We start from the raw sequence: 15,357 nt of genomic DNA on the forward strand, positions 1-15,357 counted from the left end.
CGACGCCTTCACCTCCGAGGAATGTGCCAACTACCTCAAAAATTCAGGCTATCGAACTTAATGCCATCACGCTTTAGGTCATACAAAAATCGAGAGTACGGTCCGCTACCTGGGCGGAGCAGACATGCTCTACCCCTCAGTTTTCGGCGGGTGAGCGCCATCTAAGGTGACATCCCCTAAATGTCTTTTGCCGGCCAACGCAATGAGGAATGCTTTTGATGTCGTCAGCGGGATGGGAGGCACTCCGGCAGTGGGGTGAAGACGTAACTCGCATCGAACCGCTCACTGGCGGAGTCGCGAACGACGTGTGGAGCGTGCGCATCCACGGGCACCGCGCCGTCGGTCGTCTCGGTACGAGGAGCGACGCTGATCTCGCGTGGGAGACGAAGCTCCTCCAATACCTCGATCGTGAAGGTCTCACCGTGCCGGTGCCGATCCCGACGATAGACGGCCGGTTGTTCGCGGACGGTCTGGTGGTCATGACATATGTGGAGGGCGGACCGCCGGAGACGGAGGCCGACTGGCGTTGCGCGGCCGACACGCTCCGCCGGCTGCATCGGTTGACGCAGCACTGGCCGCAGCGCCCGGGCTGGCGATCATCGACCGACCTGCTGCACGCCGAAACCGGAACGAAGATCGACCTCGCCGCGATGCCGCCTGAGGCCGTTGCCCGATGCCGAGCCGCGTGGGCGCGGCTCGCCGGACGTCAGACCTGCGTCGTCCACGGCGACCCCAACCCGCGCAACATCCGCGTGACCGCGGATCGGGTCGCGCTGATCGACTGGGACGAGTCGCATGTCGACGTCCCCGATCTCGACCTGGTGCTGCCCCACAATGCCGCCGGTCTCGACGGCGTCGCGCACGACATCGCCGCGCAAGCGTCGGCCGCATGGGAGGCCGCTGTCTGCTGGGACGACGCGTACGCAATCAAGCGGCTTGCCGACGTACGAGCGGTCTAGTGTGGGCGTTTCGATCGCTTGAGTTCGGCGACCTTAAACTTCCCCGCGGCCTGCAGGCTGCTGCAAAGCCACCAGGCTCTGTTTCGGTACTCGCCCAGGAACCATTTGGTCTCGACGCAATCGACGTAGGATTTGTAGGTGAGGTTGTCCCGGCACGTCGACGAGAACGGTCCGTGGGTTTGTCCGCCCGTCGACTCGCTACACCCGACCCAAGGATCCTTGCCATGCGGGAGGCTCGATTCGCAGCCACCGTTGCAATTGCTGGCGACTTTCTCCAGCGCGGCAATCCTGCCCAGCACTGAATCCGGTGCCGGCGATCGAGCGGTTGACGATGACGTCTGGGTGGTTCTCGATCTGCGGTGAGATGCCCCTGTGGTCACCACCTGGGTCGGACGATTTGGCCTTGCCACCGGCTTCGGTGCCTCGACCGTGATGGACGGAAGCGGCTTGGCGGGATCTGTTTGCGACGCTGCCGGGCCGCACAGCCAGGCAGTTGACAACACAGCGACGGCTGAAGGCGCGACAAGGCTCGACGGCAATTTCATGACATGGCCCTCCCAAATCCGGGACGGAAATGCCGTCCCGACGAGCGCACGGTACCATGCAGCTCGGGTTTGGCTACCTAGGGTTGAAGAAATATCTGCCGGTGTCTCGGGGTCGACATGGCGGCGAGAGAACGCCGACCGCTCGCGCCGTTCCGGCGTCTGCTCCTGGCCCAAAGCTGAGCTCGAAGGGCGCTTGCCGATATTCGCCTTTGACCCGAAGCGGTCACTTGAGCGACACCGACACGCAGCGGGATCGGATCGATTTTGCAGGACCCTCGCCATTAGGTCAGCGATCCTGCCCCATAGCCCCTGTGACGAAGTTGTTGGCGCCCCCTACTCTCGATCCAGCGGCCATGCTTTGGTCAAAACTGCGTTGAGTGTTTGGCAGGGGTCATCGACATGGTGAAAATGCAATCGCCTTCCTTCGGGTGACATTGGACCGGGTGCCAGGTCGTTCCCTACCGCATTCTTGAGGTGCCCACCGCAAAGGCTTGTGATGGAACGGGCAAGGTTCGATAAGGCCGGCATTTTCGCCTTTGGCGATGCTCGGAGCGCTGTGACCTATTCGGTCGAAGTTTTCATCGTCACCGCGATCTACGGGAGCCTTGCGGCCTCCGCACATCTCCTTCCCGCTATCAATCCAGCCGCGACACCGCTGTGGCCGCCGACCGGGGTTGCGCTCGCGCTGATGCTGCTGCGTGGGTACCGGGTCTGGCCCGCGATCCTGGTGGGCGCCGTCGCGCCTTACCTGATGACCGACCGATCGCTCCTGGAGTTTGTCGCCGCCGGGATCGGCACCCTCCTTGCTGCAATGGCCGGGACATGGCTGATCGGACGCTGGTCGAACGGTCGCCAGACGTTTGCCACACCATCCGGTGTCGCAAAGTTTGCAGGCATTTCCTTTGCACCGACCGCGATGATCAGTTCATCCACCGCTTTGGCCGGATTCATCTTCGTCAACGAACCGAGCTTTCCCGATTCCGTCGCCGCGGGGCTGACCTGGTGGCTTGCCGACGCAGCCGCGACCCTGGTGATTGCTCCGGTCATCGTGCTCTGGGCGACGATGCCCTTACGGATTTCCTCCAGGTGGGCTCTGCTGGAATCGATCGCAGTTCCCGTTCTCGCCGGTCTCATTGGGATCGTAGCCTACAGCCCGCTCATCGGCAGCGACCTCGTCAGCGACGATCTCAATTTGCCGTTGCCGCATCGCAGCCTGCTGGGCTTTCTGGCTTTGCTCCCGTTGATCTGGACCGGTCTGCGCGGCAATCGATGCACCGCGGCTACGGCTGCGCTCATTTTCACCGGAATGGCAGTCTGGGGGTTCGCGTCCGGTAATGATCCGTTTCCGAAGACGGATCTGAGCGGCGCATTGTTGTCACTGCTCGTGCTTTCGATCATCGTATCGGCGCCCCCTCTTGCCCTGGCTGCGGCAATTGCCACGCGCCAGACCACGGAAGCCCATCTGCTTTCCGTGCAGGACCAACTGAACGGTCAACTTGAACGGAACGCCTCGGCGCTCGAAAGCATCAGACGGCACTTCCAGACCCTTATCGAAGGCGTCGTCGACTATGCGATTTTCGCGCTTGATAGAGAAGGACACGTTACGAGCTGGAATAGCACCGCTCAAAAAATCATCGGCTACACCTCGGAAGAAATCATAGGCAAACATTTTGGAATATTTTATCGGCCGGATGAACGCCGCGCGGGTTCGCCAACACACGCGCTGGAGACGGCAATCGAAAGAGGCAAGTACGACGTAGAGGGTTGGCGCATCAGAAAGAATGGTACGCCGTTCTTCATCACGGGCTCGGTCTCGTCGAGCCATGATGACGCGGGAAATCTGATCGGCTTCATCAGTATTCTGCGCGACGCAACCGAGCGACGCGATGCGGAGGAGAAGCTGGTTCAGGCACGCGAGCAGCTCGCGATGTCGCAAAAAATGGAGGCAATCGGCAAGCTGACCGGCGGGATTGCACACGACTTCAACAATCTATTGATGATCATCGGAGGCAGTGCCCAGATCTTTACTCGCCTGCTCGATCCAAAACTGCCCAAGGCAATTGAAGCCATACAGACCGCGGCCAAACGCGGCGAGAGCCTCACACGCCAATTGTTGACGTTCTCTCGTCATCAGCATCTCAGCCCGACGGTCGTCGACCTGAATACGTCCATCAAGAACATGCGGACCATGATCGAGAGCTCGCTGCGCGGGAACATCGTGTACAACGAGAACGTCGGCGAGGGCGTAGCGTCGGTCAAGGTGGACCTCGCCGAGCTGGAACTTGCGATCGTCAACATCGCCGTCAATGCGCGCGATGCCATGCCAAGCGGCGGCACGTTCACCTTATCCGTCCATGCGGTGACCGCGAACCAGGAAACCGGCGGCGATCGCCGCGCAAAGGCCTTCTTTGCGATAGCGCTTGGCGATACCGGCACCGGCATTCCGCCAAACCTGCTGTCCAAGATGTTCGATCCGTTCTTCACGACCAAGGAGGTCGGCAAGGGCACCGGGCTCGGCTTGTCCCAAGTCTATGGTTTCGCGCACCAGGCCGGTGGAACGGTGACGGCGGACAGCAAGGTTGGACAGGGGACAACGATTACAATCTACCTGCCGTCCTGCGCGGACGAGCAGATCACCAGCAAAGACCTCGCCGCTGCCAGAGCAAGAGCAAGGCAGCCGCAGCGGCAGACGGTTCTCGTTGTCGACGACAGCCCCGAAGTGGCGGATGTGACATCTTCGCTGTTCGAGCATCTGGGTTATGACACGATCTATCGAGATTCGGCCGAAGCGGCGCTGAAATTGCTCGAAGCAGGGACAAAGATCGATCTCGTCTTCAGCGATATCGTCATGCCCGGGACCATCGATGGCGTCGGGCTCGCGAGAGAAGTCAGGTCGCGATACCCCGGTTTGCCGATAGCCCTTACAACCGGCTACAGCGATGCCGCAAAAGCGGCTCCGCCAAGTCTAAAAATACTCCGCAAGCCGTTCGATACCGAGGCACTGAGAGATTTTATCCACGATCTTGCGCCTCCGCGACCAACGCGATCGTCCGGCACGCCCATGGCGTCAAGCACGACCGAAGCCTCGCGCAGAAATTGACCGGTCGGGCCATTGCAGAAGCTGCTCGTCGCGCAGCTTGACGAAGCGTTGATCCGCACCATCGCCGCTGATGGACATGACTGCTGCTAGAGCCTTTCCCGTTCCGATAGAATCGGAACGGGGCTCTAGACTCTTGTTGTGACGCGTTTTCTTCACGCGAACCGGTATCCACTTCGCTCGAAAACGCTCTAGCGATCCTGGAAAGCCAGCCGCGCGCCGAGCGCGACCAGGATGCTGCCACCGATCCGCTGCATGATGCGCTGCGACCGCTTCGAGCGCTGCAGCTTCGACATCACGGCGCTGGCGAAGAACACGCAGACGATGTCGACCGCCGAGAAGGTCAGATTGACCGTTGTGCCGAGCAGAAACAGCTGGACCCAGACCGGCAGGCCGGCCGACGCATCGACGAATTGCGGCAGGAACGCCAGGAAGAAGATTGCCGTCTTCGGATTGAGCACCTCAACGACGATGCTTTGCACGAAGGCGCGCTCCGCCGAGAGCGGCGCAAGCGTGGGGCGCTTTGCATTGTCGCGGTCGCGGAACAGCGAGAGCCCGAGCCAGACCAGATAGGCCGCGCCGGCAAGCTTCATCGCCATGAACAGCGGCGGCACCGCATGAAACAGCAGAGCGAGGCCGGCGGCCGCGGCGACGACATGGACATAGCCGCCGAGATGCAGCCCGAGCGAGGCCATCAGCCCCGCGCGCCTGCCGCCCGCTAAAGTGCGGGCCGCGGCGTACAGCATGGCGGGGCCCGGGATCAGCGCGAAGGTTGCGGTCGTGATCGCGAAGGCAAGGTACAATTCCATGTGCGGGCGTCAATCTCTGAAGGGGTTGAGCGGGCGCAACTTCCTCCGCCGTCATTGCGAGCGAAGCGAAGCAATCCATCTGCCCGCATATGCCGATGGATGGATTGCTTCGTCGCTGTCGCTCCTCGCAATGACAGGCTGCATTTTGATTTAGAGCACTCTAATGCGCCGGGATCATCGCCGCGACCTCGCGGTCGACCGGATTTTCGCTGGCGCCAAGACCCGCGATGACGCCGGCGCGATCCTCGGGCTTGCGGTTCTGGCTCATCTTCTTCTTGGCGTCGATCCGCGTGATCGGCATCCGGAAGCCGACGATGCCGCGCAGCTGCGCCTTGATGAAATCGTCAGGCGCGTCGCTGACCTGCCAGGCCTCCTGGCGCGAATTCTCGTGCAGCTCGGTCAGCCGGGTCACGACGTCGAGCAGGCGGTCGGGATCCTCGAAGAACTCGGCCGCGCCATAGACGTGGACGGCGACGTAATTCCAGGTCGGCACCACCTTGCCGTGCTCGGCCTTGGTCGCATACCAGGACGGCGTCACATAGGCGTCGGGCCCCATGAAGATCGCCATCGCCTCGCCGAGCGCGGGCAGGTTCCACTGCGGATTGGGCCGCGCGACGTGACCGTACAGCGTGCCGTAGACGCCCTCGTTCTCATTGAGGATCAGCGGCAGCGGCGTTCCGATCAGGCCATCGGCGGTTGCGGTGACCAGCGTCGCGAGCTTTGAGGCCCGCATCGCGGCGTGGATCGGACCGAGCTCATCGATCTTGAAGTGCGGCGGCAGGTACATTGCGAACCTCTCGGCAGACCTTTGGCAGGCCTCATCAATTGCTGCTCCACCATAGCGCCGAAGTGGCCTATGATAAGAGCCACTTTCGATCATCTTGATTAGTCCACTATGCCCCGCCTGCGCGCCACGATCAGCATCCCTTCGCTCCGCGCCGTCGACCGCGCCGCCGGACAGGTCGGGCGCCAGATCGCGCAGGCCCTGCGCGCCGCTATTGCGAGCGGCGAGCTGAAGGCCGGGGAATTCCTGCCGTCGACGCGCGCGCTGTCGGCCTCGCTCGGCGTTGCGCGCGGCACGGTCACGGAAGCCTTTGAGCAGTTGCTGGCCGAGGGCTATCTGGAATCGCAGGTCGGTGCCGGCACCCGCGTCGCGCCGACGCTTGCCGAGCAGGCGCGGCCTGTCGTGGTCGATCGCAACCCGAACAAATCAACGCCGATCCAGTTGCCGCCGCGCGCGGCGCGGCTTGCCAAAGTGGCGGCAGCCTTCACGCCGATGCCGGAAGTCCCGTTTGCGATCGCGGTCCCCGGCGGCGCGGTCGCGCCCGACGACCATTGGCGCCGCCTCGGCAACCGCGTGCGCGCATCGCGCGCCGCGGCGCCTGCGAGCTACGGCGATCCGCGCGGCCTGATCGAGCTGCGGCAGGCGATCGCCGACTATGTGCGCAAATCCCGCGCGGTGCATTGCGAGCCCGAGCAGGTCGTGATCACGGCCGGCACCCAGCAAGGCCTCTATCTCGCCGGCCGCGTGCTGCTGTCGTCAGGCGATCGCGTCTGGGCCGAGGATCCCGCCTATCCCGGCATGACGGCGGTGCTCGACGATCTCGATCTCCTCACGACGCGCGTATCGGTCGATGCGCAGGGCATCGACGTCGAAGCCGCCGTCGCCGCGTGCCCGCACGCACGCGCGGCCTTCGTGACGCCGTCGCATCAATATCCGCTCGGCATGCCCTTGAGTATGGCCCGCCGCAACGCGCTGGTAGCGTGGGCGCAGCGAAGCAATGCCTGGATCGTCGAGGACGATTACGACAGCGAGCTGCGCTATGCCGGGCATCCCTTCCCGTCGATGCAGGGCCTCGCCCCATCGCGGGTGATCTATCTTGGCACGCTGAGCAAGGTGCTGTTTCCCTCGCTGCGGCTCGGCTACGTCGTGGCACCCGCGCCGCTGATCGACGCCTTCGCCGGCGCGCGGGCGCTGCTCGACCGGCATTCACCGACCGCGGATCAGCATGTGCTGGCGGCCTATATGCGCGAGGGCCTGTTCGAAGCGCATATCCGGCGCATCCGCGGCGTCTACGCTGCGCGTCGCGCGACACTGATCGCGGCGATCGAACGACACATGCCACAAGGCGTCACGCTGCAGCCGAGCGATCAGGGCATGCATCTGCTGTCATGGCTGCCCCACGGTCTCGACGATGTGCAACTGGCAAGGGCTGCGCTTGCCGCCGGCATCGTCGTGCGGCCGATCTCACCGATGTACCAAGCCGCGCCACGCCCCGGCCTGATGCTCGGCTTCGGCGGCTTCGAAGCTGAGGAGCTGGAGGCGGCGGCGCTACGGCTACGACGTGTGATCGATCAGCACACATCGCCCCGGCGGACCAAGCCACGCCGCGCGGACGCGTCACACTGATTTGACTGCCTGGATTACTGCTCGAACGCGGCCTTGAGGCGGTTGAGCTGCGGCACCAGCGGGTTGCCGATCGACGAGCGATCCGGCGCCGGTGCGTGGATCGTGGTGTCGAGGCGGCGGACGCGCGCCTGCAGATCCATCGAGCGGGCGATCAGCTGCTGCAATTGCTCCGGCAGCTTGGTCACCATGTCGACCGGACCGGGATCGGCAGCCGACAGCTTCACCTTGGTCTTTTCGCGATTGGCCTGGGTCAGCGTCATCTCGCCTTCCTTGACCGCGCGATGCAGCAGCAGCCAGGACGCGAGCTGCATCAGCCGCGTGGTCAGGCGCATGCTTTCGGTGGCATAGGTCAGGCTCACGGACCGTTCGAGCGCCTTGGCCTCGGCACGCCCGTCACCGTCGAGATAGGCCGCGGTCTGCTCGACCAGGTCCATGCCTTCCCGGAACAGCACGCCGAATGCCGCAGAATTGGTCAGCCGTTCACTGAACAGCACAAGCCCGGCTTCGTTCTGGGAACGATCGGCCATGGTTAACGCCCTCACACCATCGTAACGCCCGCTGGCATCTGACGCGCCAGCTTATGATGAACAAATCATTGCGCGGGCGCGCCGAAGAGTCCAGCCGCAACCGGATTTATGGTTTCCAACGGATAGGGGGCGCAAAAAAGAGCCGCCGTTTCCGGCGGCTTTTGAAGTTGATAACAGGGAGGCGTCAAACAGAGTGGACAGGAGCCACTCGGTGTCCAAACGAGGACAATGCAGTCATAATCGAGAAAGCTTAACCGATCGTAAATGAACGGATTTCTTGACGCTTTGTTTGCCATGTCGGCCATTGACCTAGTTTGGGACAGGTCTCTTCGTAGTCCGGACGGAGCCAACGGGTCGCGCGAACGCGTATTCCGTCATCCCCGCGCAAAGGCTCCGCCTTTGTCGCTGGAGGAGCGCGTAGCGCGTCTCGAAGGATGCGCGGCCCGGCCAGTGGCCGTCGATCCTTCGAGACGCCGCTTCGCGGCTCCTCAGGATGACGGATTGAGGGCGGCTTCGAACAAAATCGCAGTGGCGTAGCCCGGATGGAGCGCAGCGAAATCCGGGAACGGTCCATCCGCGGATAGCGCGGCTCCCGGATTGCGCTTCGCGTCATCCGGGCTACGACAGAAATGATGGCGTAGCACTTACGACTTGAAGAACGCGTTCGCGGCATCCTTCGAGGCGCGCTTCTTTGTCATCGCCTCTTTCAGGCGATCGACTTCGGTCGTGAGCAGCGCGATGCGCTCGGTCAATTCCTCGACCGACAGCAGCGAGAGATCCTGTCCGATCTCGTGGCTGATTTTCTTCCGCGGCCGGTCCTCATCCTCAATCGGCATGTGTCCTCCCCGCGAAGCTGGTCTGGCGCCGTGCGTCCAGAGCTGGTAGATGTCCCAAAGCGCGATAAGATTGGGTTGAATCGTCATCGCGCTTCAGCTCTTTGTTTGAGCATGATCTTTTCGGAAAACCGCTTCGCACTTTTCCGGATCATGCTCGAGGAGAATTTTGCAGTGACTTTCGTGTGCGCGCAACATCTGACGCGAATGCCCCGGCCCGACCGCAAGGAGTCTGACCGGAGGGGATAGTTGCGCGCCTGCGCGCCAGGCATGAGCCGACCCCAAGCCCTTCCGGTCACGCGGGAGGGCTTTTTGATTTTCCGATTTGATTTCGTCGGAATTTCTCTTGGGGGTCGGCATCACCGAACGCGAAAGACCTTAACCCATGACCAAGATTCTCATCACCAGCGCGCTGCCTTACGTCAACGGCGTCAAGCATCTCGGCAATCTCGTCGGCTCGCTGCTGCCCGCCGATGTCCATGCCCGCTTCCGCCGGCAGATCGGCTGCGACGTGCTGTTCATCTGCGCGACCGACGAGCACGGCACGCCGGCGGAGCTCGGCGCCATCGAGGCCGGACAGGATGTCCGGGCGTTCTGCGACGCGCAGCACGCCATCCAGGCCGACATCTACCGGCGCTTCGGCCTCTCCTTCGATCATTTCGGCCGCACCAGCTCGCCGCATAATCATACGCTGACGCAGCACTTCTATCGCCGGCTCGACGACGCCGGACTGATCGAAGCACGCACCTCGCGACAGGTGTTCTCGCCCGCCGACCGCCGCTTCCTGCCCGACCGCTACGTGCTCGGCACCTGTCCGCATTGCGGCGACGCTGGCGCGCGCGGCGATCAATGCGACCATTGCGGCACGCTACTCGACCCGCCGGAGCTCATCGATCCCCGCTCGGCACTCTCAGGCGACCGCTCGCTCGAGATCCGCGAGAGCCGTCATCTGTTTCTGCGGCAGTCGCGACTGGTCGAAAAAATCGGCGCATGGATCGACAGCCGCAGCGGATGGCCATCCTTCGTGGTGTCGACCGCGAAGGGCTGGCTCAATGCGGAGCTGCGCGATCGCTGCATCACGCGCGATCTCGCCTGGGGCATCGCGGTGCCGCGCGAAGGTTTCGACGGCAAGGTGTTCTATGTCTGGTTCGACGCGCCGATCGGCTACATCGCGGCGACGCAGGAATGGGCCGACGCCGCGCCGGGCCGCGACTGGCGGCAATGGTGGTGGCAGGCCGATGACGTCAGCTACATCCAGTTTCTCGGCAAGGACAACATCCCGTTCCACACCGTGAGCTTTCCGGCGACGCTGATCGGCGCCGGCGAACCGTGGAAGACCGCCGATGTGATCAAGGGATTCCATTGGCTGAATTACGAAGGCGGCAAGTTCTCGACCAGCAGGAAGCGCGGCGTCTTCACCGATGCGGCGCTCACGGAATTGCCCGCCGATCTCTGGCGCTGGTGGTTGATCGCCAACGCGCCCGAAAGCGCCGACACCGATTTTGGCGTCGCCAGATTCGTTGCCGACGTGAACAAGGATCTCGCCGACATCTTCGGCAATCTCGCCAACCGCATCATCAGTTTTGCGCATCGCGCCTTCGACGGCCGCTTTCCCGAAGGCGGCGTGCCCGGCGATGCCGAGCGACAGCTGGCGCACGATCTGGAGCAGCGCATCGCGACGCTGCACCGCCATCACACCGCACTGGAGTTTCGCGGCGCGCGTGCTCGGCGCGCTCGGTCAGAGCGATGCCGTGCCACGCTGGCCCAATGGCCCACTCCTCCCGCTGCTGGATCGCGGCGCGGGCACGCCGGCCGCAAGGCTCGGGCCGCTGGTCGAGAAAATCACGCCTGAGAGAGCCGGCCAGCTCACGGCGCGGTTCGGGGCTTAATGGCGTTTCGCTTCGGTGGAAAAGGCGGTATGCCATCCGCCAATCCTCTCCACTGACCAGGGACCGACCATGCCAAACCTGCCCGCGCAAATGACCGTCGTCGCCATCAGCAAGCCGGGTGGCCCTGAGGTGCTGGTGCCGGAGACCCGTGCGGTGCCGGTGCCGAAGGCCGGCGAGATTTTGGTCAAGGTCGCGGCCGCCGGCGTCAATCGTCCTGACGTCGCGCAGCGCTCCGGCTCCTATCCGCCGCCGCCCGGCGCCAGCGACCTGCCCGGCCTCGAGATCGCGGGCGAAGTGGTCGCGCTCGGCGAAGGCGCAAAGCACAAGATCGGCGACAAGGTGATGTCGCTCGTCGCCGGCGGCGGCTACGCGCAATATTGCATCGCGCAGGACGCGCAGGCGATGACCGTGCCGCCCTCGCTGTCGATGCAGGAAGCCGGCGCTACCCCGGAAACGCTGATGACGGTGTGGCACAATGTGTTCGAGCGCGGCGCGCTCAAGGCCGGGGAGACGCTGCTGATCCACGGCGGCTCGTCGGGCATCGGCACGATGGCGATCCAGCTTGCCAAGGCGTTCGGCGCCAAGGTGATCGTCACCGTCGGCTCGCAGGACAAGGCCGACGCCTGCCTCAAGCTCGGCGCCGATCACGCGGTCAATTACAAGACCGAGGATTTCGTCGAGGCGGTGAAAAAGGCCACCGGCGGCAACGGCGCCGATGTCATCCTCGACATGGTGGGCGGCGACTATATCGACCGGAACTACGACGCCGCCGCCGTCGAGGGCCGCATCGTCCAGATCGCGTTCCTGTCGGGAACACCGAAGGCCACGGCCAATTTCGCCAAGCTGATGGTCAAGCGGCTGCACCACACCGGCTCGACCCTGCGCCCCCGTAGTAATGCGGACAAGGCGGCGATGGTCGCGGCGATCGAGGCAAAGGTGCTGCCCTTGCTGCGCGAAGGCCGCGTCAAACCGCTGATGGACAGCACATTCCCGCTGGAAAAGGCCGCCGACGCGCACCGGCGCATGGAGACCAGCGAACATATTGGCAAAATTGTGTTGGTGGTTTAACCCTCGCGACGGAAGCAGGGGCGGAAACCCTTTGATTCCCTTCGCTTTCGTGTCATTTATCGCGCCACCGCCGGGCCGGTCGCCGGGCCCGGTCAGTTTGTCGATCGCGGAGTACTGACATTGCGTCTGATCAGGTGCCTTGCGCTGCTCGCGCTGGGCCTCATGATGTTTGCCGCCGCGCCTGCCGCGTATGCGATCGACGCGGTGAGCGTGCGCAGCGATGCGCCGGCGATCGATTTGACGGCGGTTCTCGACCATCAGCGCAGTGAAACCGACCGCATCCAGGTCTCCACCGCACCCGGAACCGACGGCATCGTGCGCCGCATCGAGGTTCGCGCCCGCGAAGGCGGCCAGAACTGGGTGGTGTTCGCGCTCGCCAACAACACCGACGACCAGCTCGACCGCCTGATCGTCGCGCCGCACTATCGCATCGTGTCGTCAGGCCTGCTGTGGCCCGACCTCGGCCTGTCGCGCATCGCCACCATCACGCCGTCGGTCGGCGATCGTCCCGAGCGGCAGGAGAGTCCGACCGCCGACGTGTTCCGCATCACGCTCGATCCCGGCGCCGTCGTCACCTATGTCGCGGAACTGCGCACCGACAAGCTGCCGCAGCTCTATCTGTGGGAACCCGACGCCTACAAGGACAAGGTCAACTCGTTCACGCTGTACCAGGGCATCGTGATCGGCATCTCGGGCCTGCTCGCGCTCGTGCTCACGATCTTGTTTGTGGTCAAGGGCAGCATCATGTTCCCGGCCGCCGCGGCGCTGGCCTGGGCGGTGCTGGTCTATATCGGCGTCGACTTCGGCTTCTGGGGCAAGGTGCTCGACATGTCGAACAACGCCGAGCGCGTCTGGCGCGCGGCGGGCGAGGCGATCCTCGCGGCGACACTGCTGGTGTTCCTGTTCGCCTATCTGAATTTGAGTCGCTGGCACGTCCGCTACTCGCACATCACGATCGGCTGGCTGGTCTTCCTCGGCTCGCTGGTCGCGCTGGCGCTGTTCGATCCCGCGGTCGCCTCCGGCATCGCGCGCATGTCGCTGGTGATGATCGCCTTCGCCGGCTTCGCGCTGATCGTCTATCTCTCGACCCACGGCTTCGACCGCGCCGTGCTGTTGATCCCGACCTGGTTCCTGCTGGTGGTCTGGGTGGTCGCGGCCGGCATGACGGTCGCCGGCTCCGTCACCAACGACATCGTCGGCCCGGCGCTGCTCGGCGGCCTGGTGCTGATCGTGATGCTGATCGGCTTCACGGTCATGCAGCACGCCTTCGCCGGCGGCGGCGCCACCACCGGCGTCGTCTCCGACGTCGAGCGCCGGGCGCTGGCGCTGACCGGATCCGGCGATCTGATCTGGGACTGGGACGTGTCCGCCGACAAGGTGTTCACCAGCCCCGAGACCGAGGCCCTGCTCGGCCTCAAGCGCGGCACGCTGGAAGGCCCGGCGGCGAAATGGCTCGAGGTGCTGCACCCGCTCGACCAGGACCGCTTCCGCGCCGCGCTCGACAGCGTGCTCGACCAGCGCCGCGGCCGCCTGGTGCAGGATTTCCGGCTGCGCACGCCCGACGGCCACTTCATGTGGTTCGCGCTGAAGGCGCGGCCGGTGGTCGGCTCCGACGGCGAGGTCTCGCGCGTGGTCGGCACCCTGACCGATGTCACCGAGTTCAAGAATTCCGAAGAGCGGATGCTGCATGACTCCGTGCATGACAATCTGACCGGCCTGCCGAACCGCCGGCTGTTCATGGACCGCCTCGGCGCGGTGGCGAATCTCGCCAAGACCATGCCGAACCTGCGGCCGACCTTGATGGTGATCGACCTCGACCGCTTCAAGCAGGTCAACGATTCCGTCGGGATTGCGGTCGGCGATTCCATCCTGCTGACGCTGGCGCGGCGGCTGACCCGCATCCTCAAGCCGCAGGACACGCTGGCCCGCATGGCCGGCGACCAGTTCGGCCTGATCCTGCTGTCGGAACAGGACCCGGCGCGGATCACCAATTTCGCCGAGACCATCCGCAAGACCATCCGCGCCCCGATCGCGTTCAACGACCGCGAGATCTTCCTGACCGCCTCGATCGGGCTTGCGCTGTCCGACCCGGCGGCACCGCTGACCGACGAGATCATCAAGGACGCCGAGCTTGCGATGTATCATTCCAAGCGGATCGGCGGCGACCGCATCGACGTCTACAAGCCGGCGATGCGGGCGCGGAAGACCGACCGCCTGACGCTCGAGAGCGACCTGCGCCGCGCCATCGAACGGCAGGAGATCACGATCCTGTACCAGCCGATCGTGCGGCTGGAGGATCGCGCGATCGCCGGCTTCGAGGCGCTGGCGCGCTGGGACCATCCCAAGCTCGGCCGGATGTCGCCGTCGGAGTTCATCAACGTCGCCGAGGAAACCGGCCTGATCGTCGATCTCGGCATGTTCGTGATGGACCAGACCGCGCGCCAGCTCGCGGTGTGGCAGCGCGCGATGCGCGCGCGCGAGCCGATCTTCGCGTCGGTCAACGTGTCGTCGCGACAATTGCTGCGCCACGATCTGATCCACGACATCCGCACCGTGCTGTCGCGCTCCTCGGTCGCGCGCGGCACGCTGAAGCTGGAGCTGACGGAATCGCTGGTCATGGAGAACCCGGAGCACGCCGCCCAGATGCTGGCGCGGATCCGCGAGCTCGGCACCGGGCTGTCGCTCGACGATTTCGGCACCGGCCACTCCTCGCTGTCCTATCTGCAGCGCTTCCCGTTCGACACCATCAAGATCGACCAGTCCTTCGTCCGCACCACGAGCCGCGGCACCCGCCCGGTGATCCTGAAATCGATCATCGCGCTGGCGCACGATCTCGGCATGGAAGTGGTCGCGGAAGGCGCCGAGACGGATTCGGATGCCGTCGAGCTCTACCAGCTCGGCTGCGAATACGCCCAGGGCTTTGCCTTCGGCGAGCCGATGGACGCCGATGCCGCGACCCGGCTCCTCACCGAGGAACGGCTGGAAGCCGCGAGCTAAGCTCGATCAAGTAAGTTAGCATCGATCTTGCAGCGGGCTCGCCGCACCTCTCCCGCTTGCGGGGGAGGTCGTATCGCATCGAAGATGCGATACGGGTGGGGACTCTCTCCACGGAACGACTCGCGGAGAGAGCCCTCCCCCGCAAGCGTAGGGCAATCGCATATGACCCTTCGGCGGCTGCGGAGGTAACTCGGCCTCGTGGTTCGAGACGCGCCGCAAGCGG

General features: G+C 64.2%; 11 protein-coding genes. 6 read left to right on the forward strand and 5 right to left on the reverse strand.

Annotated elements, in window-relative coordinates; genetic code table 11:
• The first annotated feature begins 218 nt into the window (after positions 1-218).
• The gene (locus tag IF803_RS40850; protein ID WP_461195991.1) at positions 219-959 is read left to right on the forward strand and encodes a phosphotransferase enzyme family protein; all 741 of its coding nucleotides are present in this window, start codon (positions 219-221) and stop codon (positions 957-959) included.
• Here the strand turns inward: IF803_RS40850 and IF803_RS40855 are convergent.
• Positions 956-1,504, reverse strand: a complete 549-nt coding sequence (locus IF803_RS40855; protein WP_461195992.1) for a hypothetical protein — start codon at positions 1,502-1,504, stop codon at positions 956-958. The genes IF803_RS40850 and IF803_RS40855 overlap by 4 nt on opposite strands.
• A gap of 496 nt (positions 1,505-2,000) precedes the next feature.
• On the opposite strand from IF803_RS40855, the gene IF803_RS40860 reads away from it, so the two are divergent.
• A complete protein-coding gene (locus tag IF803_RS40860) occupies positions 2,001-4,604 on the forward strand; it encodes an MASE1 domain-containing protein (RefSeq protein ID WP_461195993.1) in 2,604 nt (867 codons plus the stop codon).
• Positions 4,605-4,792: 188 nt separating this feature from the next.
• Here IF803_RS40860 and IF803_RS40865 read toward each other — a convergent pair whose 3' ends face one another.
• Together IF803_RS40865 and IF803_RS40870 are read right to left on the reverse strand one after the other, a co-directional pair.
• The gene (locus IF803_RS40865) at positions 4,793-5,410 is read right to left on the reverse strand and encodes a LysE family translocator (RefSeq protein WP_461195994.1); all 618 of its coding nucleotides are present in this window, start codon (positions 5,408-5,410) and stop codon (positions 4,793-4,795) included.
• 160 nt (positions 5,411-5,570) lie between these two features.
• On the reverse strand, positions 5,571-6,197 hold the full coding sequence (locus IF803_RS40870; RefSeq protein ID WP_461195995.1) for an FMN-binding negative transcriptional regulator: 627 nt from the start codon (positions 6,195-6,197) through the stop codon (positions 5,571-5,573).
• Between the two features lie 108 nt (positions 6,198-6,305).
• Here IF803_RS40870 and pdxR point away from each other — a divergent pair, with 108 nt between their 5' ends.
• Positions 6,306-7,820 carry a MocR-like pyridoxine biosynthesis transcription factor PdxR gene (pdxR, locus tag IF803_RS40875; RefSeq protein WP_461195996.1) on the forward strand — a complete coding sequence of 505 codons (1,515 nt, stop codon included), beginning with the start codon at positions 6,306-6,308 and terminating at the stop codon, positions 7,818-7,820.
• Between the two features lie 14 nt (positions 7,821-7,834).
• Here the strand turns inward: pdxR and rcdA are convergent, their stop codons facing one another.
• Both rcdA and IF803_RS40885 read right to left on the reverse strand, forming a co-directional pair.
• The gene (gene rcdA / locus IF803_RS40880) at positions 7,835-8,347 is read right to left on the reverse strand and encodes a protease adaptor protein RcdA (protein ID WP_092123179.1); all 513 of its coding nucleotides are present in this window, start codon (positions 8,345-8,347) and stop codon (positions 7,835-7,837) included.
• A gap of 644 nt (positions 8,348-8,991) precedes the next feature.
• Complete coding sequence (locus IF803_RS40885; RefSeq protein ID WP_028340278.1) at positions 8,992-9,183, reverse strand: DUF1192 domain-containing protein; 192 nt, start codon at positions 9,181-9,183, stop codon at positions 8,992-8,994.
• Between the two features lie 382 nt (positions 9,184-9,565).
• Between IF803_RS40885 and metG the strand changes: the two genes are divergently transcribed.
• From metG to IF803_RS40900, 3 genes are all read left to right on the forward strand, one after another.
• Positions 9,566-11,032, forward strand: coding sequence for a methionine--tRNA ligase (gene metG, locus IF803_RS40890; protein ID WP_461195997.1), 1,467 nt, complete (start codon positions 9,566-9,568; stop codon positions 11,030-11,032).
• A gap of 106 nt (positions 11,033-11,138) precedes the next feature.
• Positions 11,139-12,137, forward strand: a complete 999-nt coding sequence (locus IF803_RS40895) for an NAD(P)H-quinone oxidoreductase (protein WP_411782856.1) — start codon at positions 11,139-11,141, stop codon at positions 12,135-12,137.
• Between the two features lie 120 nt (positions 12,138-12,257).
• Positions 12,258-15,134 carry an EAL domain-containing protein gene (locus IF803_RS40900; protein ID WP_028333677.1) on the forward strand — a complete coding sequence of 959 codons (2,877 nt, stop codon included), beginning with the start codon at positions 12,258-12,260 and terminating at the stop codon, positions 15,132-15,134.
• Positions 15,135-15,357: the final 223 nt, after the last annotated feature.

The organism is Bradyrhizobium sp. UFLA06-06 (genome assembly GCF_054820065.1).